The sequence below is a fragment of the Vogesella oryzagri genome (assembly GCF_040148885.1).
Lineage (GTDB): Bacteria > Pseudomonadota > Gammaproteobacteria > Burkholderiales > Chromobacteriaceae > Vogesella > Vogesella oryzagri.
Map to the genome: position 1 here is coordinate 1 of NZ_JBEFLD010000013.1, position 5,341 is coordinate 5,341.

Sequence of the window (5,341 nt, forward strand, 5' to 3'; positions counted from 1 at the left end):
AAGCCCAGCTTGATCTCTCAAGCTGGGCTGTTTGTGGGGGAGTCTGGCGGTGTCCTACTTTCACACAGGTATCTGCACTATCATCGGCGCTAAGGCGTTTCACGGTCCTGTTCGGAATGGGAAGGCGTGGGACCACCTCGCTATGGCCACCAGACATAAACTGTCTACAAATCAAAGAAGCCACCAGGTGTCTCTCAACACCCAGCCGTAGAATCTCGAATCTCTCGCGCACTACACTTGCCACGCAAAGTCACTCAAATGATAGAGTCAAGCCTCACGAGCAATTAGTATCGGTTAGCTTCACGCCTCACAGCGCTTCCACACCCGACCTATCAACGTCCTGGTCTCGAACGACTCTTCAGGGAGGTCAAGCCTCCAGGGAAGTCTCATCTTCAGGCAAGTTTCCCGCTTAGATGCTTTCAGCGGTTATCTCTTCCGAACTTAGCTACCCGGCGATGCGACTGGCGTCACAACCGGTACACCAGAGGTTCGTCCACTCCGGTCCTCTCGTACTAGGAGCAGCCCCCGTCAAACTTCCAACGCCCACTGCAGATAGGGACCAAACTGTCTCACGACGTTTTGAACCCAGCTCACGTACCACTTTAAATGGCGAACAGCCATACCCTTGGGACCGGCTACAGCCCCAGGATGTGATGAGCCGACATCGAGGTGCCAAACTCCGCCGTCGATGTGAACTCTTGGGCGGAATCAGCCTGTTATCCCCGGAGTACCTTTTATCCGTTGAGCGATGGCCCTTCCATTCAGAACCACCGGATCACTATGTCCTGCTTTCGCACCTGCTCGACTTGTCGGTCTCGCAGTTAAGCTACCTTATGCCATTGCACTATCAGCACGATTTCCGACCGTACCTAGGTAACCTTCGAACTCCTCCGTTACACTTTGGGAGGAGACCGCCCCAGTCAAACTGCCTACCATGCACTGTTCCCGATCCGGATCACGGACCAAGGTTAGAACCTCAAACACACCAGGGTGGTATTTCAAGGACGGCTCCATACGAACTAGCGTCCGTACTTCATAGCCTCCCACCTATCCTACACAAGCCTGTTCAAAGTCCAATGCAAAGCTACAGTAAAGGTTCACGGGGTCTTTCCGTCTAGCAGCGGGTAGATTGCATCTTCACAAACATTTCAACTTCGCTGAGTCTCAGGAGGAGACAGTGTGGCCATCGTTACGCCATTCGTGCGGGTCGGAACTTACCCGACAAGGAATTTCGCTACCTTAGGACCGTTATAGTTACGGCCGCCGTTTACTGGGACTTCAATCAAGAGCTTGCACCCCATCATTTAATCTTCCAGCACCGGGCAGGCGTCACTCCGTATACGTCCACTTTCGTGTTGGCACAGAGCTGTGTTTTTGTTAAACAGTCGCAGCCACCTATTCTCTGCGACCCCTTCGCCCTTCGGATGTTCTCCTACAAGCTACCGGGGCACACCTTCTCCCGAAGTTACGGTGTCAATTTGCCGAGTTCCTTCTCCTGAGTTCTCTCAAGCGCCTTAGAATTCTCATCCTGCCCACCTGTGTCGGTTTGCGGTACGGTTCTCGTATAGCTGAAGCTTAGTGGCTTTTCCTGGAAGCGTGGTATCAGTCACTTCAGGTCCGTAGACCCTCGTTATCACTTCTCGGCCTTAAGGTGCAGCGGATTTGCCTACCGCACCAGCCTACCGGCTTGAACGACCTATTCCAACAGGCCGCTGACCTAACCTTCTCCGTCCCCACATCGCACTATACGAAAGTACGGGAATTTTAACCCGTTTCCCATCGACTACGCTTTTCAGCCTCGCCTTAGGGGCCGACTCACCCTACGCCGATGAACGTTGCGTAGGAAACCTTGGGCTTTCGGCGAGCGGGCTTTTCACCCGCTTTATCGCTACTCATGTCAGCATTCGCACTTCTGATATCTCCAGCATGCCTCTCGACACACCTTCACAGACCTACAGAACGCTCCCCTACCACTTGCACTTGCGTGCAAATCCGCAGCTTCGGTTATCAGTTTGAGCCCCGTTACATCTTCCGCGCAGGACGACTCGACCAGTGAGCTATTACGCTTTCTTTAAATGATGGCTGCTTCTAAGCCAACATCCTGGCTGTCTATGCCTTCCCACCTCGTTTACCACTTAACTGATCATTTGGGACCTTAGCTGGCGGTCTGGGTTGTTTCCCTCTTGACGATGGACGTTAGCACCCACCGTCTGTCTCCCATGCTTGCACTTTCCGGTATTCTGAGTTTGCCATGGTTTGGTAAATCGCAATGACCCCCTAGCCATAACAGTGCTTTACCCCCGGAAGTGATACATGAGGCACTACCTAAATAGTTTTCGGGGAGAACCAGCTATCTCCGAGTTTGTTTAGCCTTTCACCCCTATCCACAGCTCATCCCCTAGTTTTGCAACACTAGTGGGTTCGGACCTCCAGTGCGTGTTACCGCACCTTCATCCTGGCCATGGATAGATCACTCGGTTTCGGGTCTACACCCAGCGACTAAGACGCCCTATTCGGACTCGGTTTCCCTACGCCTCCCCTATTCGGTTAAGCTTGCCACTGAATGTAAGTCGCTGACCCATTATACAAAAGGTACGCAGTCACCCCACAAGGAGGCTCCCACTGTTTGTATGCATCCGGTTTCAGGATCTATTTCACTCCGCTCCCGCGGTGCTTTTCGCCTTTCCCTCACGGTACTGGTTCACTATCGGTCGATCACGAGTATTTAGCCTTGGAGGATGGTCCCCCCATCTTCAGACAGGATTTCGCGTGTCCCGCCCTACTTCTCGTACGCTTAGTACCACCATTCGGTTTTCGAATACGGGGCTATCACCCACTACGGCAGGCCTTTCCAGGACCTTTCTTCTAACCAAACAGCTATCACGTACAGGCTCTTCCGCGTTCGCTCGCCACTACTTACGGAATCTCGGTTGATTTCTTTTCCTCGGGGTACTTAGATGTTTCAGTTCTCCCGGTTCGCCTCCATACGCCTATATATTCAGCGCAGGATCTCCTTGCGGAGGGGTTTCCCCATTCGGACATCAGCGGATCAAAGCTCCATTGCCAGCTCCCCGCTGCTTTTCGCAGGCTTGCACGTCCTTCATCGCCTGTGATCGCCAAGGCATCCACCAGATGCACTTAGTCGCTTGACCCTATCATTTCAGTCACCTTACTTTGACAAGTCTAGTTCGCGACGTGTCACGCACTAAGGCGTACATGACACTTGATTCAATCTTCTACTCAAGCCACGATCGGTCTGGATCAGAGTTAACTTATCCATTCTTCTCGCCGCTTGATTGGCTTCTTCAATTTGTTAAAGATCGGGCGTTTTACAACGCAAACAGAAATCACCTCGAAAGTGCCTTACGGCTACCTTCAAGCAGGCTTCTGTTTGCATTGGGTGGTGGAGGATGACGGGATCGAACCGACGACCCCCTGCTTGCAAAGCAGGTGCTCTCCCAGCTGAGCTAATCCCCCTACAGAAACTGGTGGGTCTGGTTGGACTCGAACCAACGACCCCCGCCTTATCAAGACGGTGCTCTAACCGGCTGAGCTACAAACCCAGTCATGCATGCTACGCCGTCAATCTCTCAACGGCGCTGCCCTTCTAACTCGCAAATAACCGATAGGCTGTAAGTACCTGACTCACCTATCTCTAGAAAGGAGGTGATCCAGCCGCAGGTTCCCCTACGGCTACCTTGTTACGACTTCACCCCAGTCATGAAACCTACCGTGGTAAGCGGGCTCCTTACGGTTACCCTACCCACTTCTGGCGGATTCCACTCCCATGGTGTGACGGGCGGTGTGTACAAGGCCCGGGAACGTATTCACCGCAGTATGCTGACCTGCGATTACTAGCGATTCCGACTTCATGGAGTCGAGTTGCAGACTCCAATCCGGACTACGATCGGCTTTAAGAGATTAGCTCCACCTCGCGGTTTGGCAACCCTCTGTACCGACCATTGTATGACGTGTGAAGCCCTGCTCATAAGGGCCATGAGGACTTGACGTCATCCCCACCTTCCTCCGGTTTGTCACCGGCAGTCTCATTAGAGTGCCCAACTTAATGATGGCAACTAATGACAAGGGTTGCGCTCGTTGCGGGACTTAACCCAACATCTCACGACACGAGCTGACGACAGCCATGCAGCACCTGTGTTACCGCTCCCTTTCGGGCACCCCCATATCTCTACGGGGTTCGGTACATGTCAAGAGCAGGTAAGGTTCTTCGCGTTGCATCGAATTAATCCACATCATCCACCGCTTGTGCGGGCCCCCGTCAATTCCTTTGAGTTTTAACCTTGCGGCCGTACTCCCCAGGCGGTCAACTTCACGCGTTAGCTGCGCTACCAAGGATTCTAACCCCCAACAGCTAGTTGACATCGTTTAGGGCGTGGACTACCAGGGTATCTAATCCTGTTTGCTCCCCACGCTTTCGTGCATGAGCGTCAGTGTCATCCCAGGGGGCTGCCTTCGCCATCGGTGTTCCTCCGCATCTCTACGCATTTCACTGCTACACGCGGAATTCCACCCCCCTCTGACGCACTCTAGTTAAACAGTTCCAAACGCAGTTCCCAAGTTGAGCTCGGGGATTTCACATCTGGCTTATCTAACCGCCTGCGCACGCTTTACGCCCAGTAATTCCGATTAACGCTTGCACCCTACGTATTACCGCGGCTGCTGGCACGTAGTTAGCCGGTGCTTATTCTTCAGGTACTGTCATCCCTCAGCGGTATTAACACTAAGGATTTCCTCCCTGACAAAAGTCCTTTACAACCCGAAGGCCTTCTTCAGACACGCGGCATGGCTGGATCAGGCTTGCGCCCATTGTCCAAAATTCCCCACTGCTGCCTCCCGTAGGAGTCTGGGCCGTGTCTCAGTCCCAGTGTGGCGGATCATCCTCTCAGACCCGCTACTGATCGTCGCCTAGGTGAGCTCTTACCTCACCTACTAGCTAATCAGACGTCGGCCGCTCGAATAACGCGAGGTCCTAAGATCCCCCGCTTTCCTCCTCAGAGCGTATGCGGTATTAGCACAGCTTTCGCTGCGTTATCCCCCATTACTCGGTGCGTTCCGACGCATTACTCACCCGTTCGCCACTCGTCAGCGGAGCAAGCTCCCTGTTACCGTTCGACTTGCATGTGTAAAGCATGCCGCCAGCGTTCAATCTGAGCCAGGATCAAACTCTTTAGTTCAAATCCAAGCAATTTTTTGGCACGCAAGTTCAAAGAAACCGAATCCCAGTGTTACCACTGACATCCGTGTCACTTTCTCTTGCAGTGCAAGTGTCTGGCTCGCCAGGCACTTACACCTATCGGTTATTCGTTTTGTTAAAGAGCGG

Annotated in this window: 2 tRNA genes and 3 rRNA genes; all 5 read right to left on the reverse strand. The window is 53.1% G+C overall.

What is annotated here, in order from left to right:
* Positions 1–41 precede the first annotated feature (41 nt).
* Positions 42–154: ribosomal RNA gene (gene rrf / locus ABNW52_RS18475) — 5S ribosomal RNA — on the reverse strand.
* A 109-nt stretch (positions 155–263) separates the two neighbouring features.
* Positions 264–3,152, reverse strand: a 23S ribosomal RNA gene (locus ABNW52_RS18480).
* 249 nt (positions 3,153–3,401) lie between these two features.
* A tRNA-Ala gene (locus ABNW52_RS18485) sits at positions 3,402–3,477 on the reverse strand.
* Between the two features lie 9 nt (positions 3,478–3,486).
* Positions 3,487–3,563: transfer RNA gene (locus ABNW52_RS18490), tRNA-Ile, on the reverse strand.
* Between the two features lie 96 nt (positions 3,564–3,659).
* Positions 3,660–5,195, reverse strand: a 16S ribosomal RNA gene (locus tag ABNW52_RS18495).
* The 16S, 23S and 5S rRNA genes sit together here with 2 tRNA genes alongside, the layout of an rRNA operon.
* Positions 5,196–5,341 lie beyond the last annotated feature (146 nt).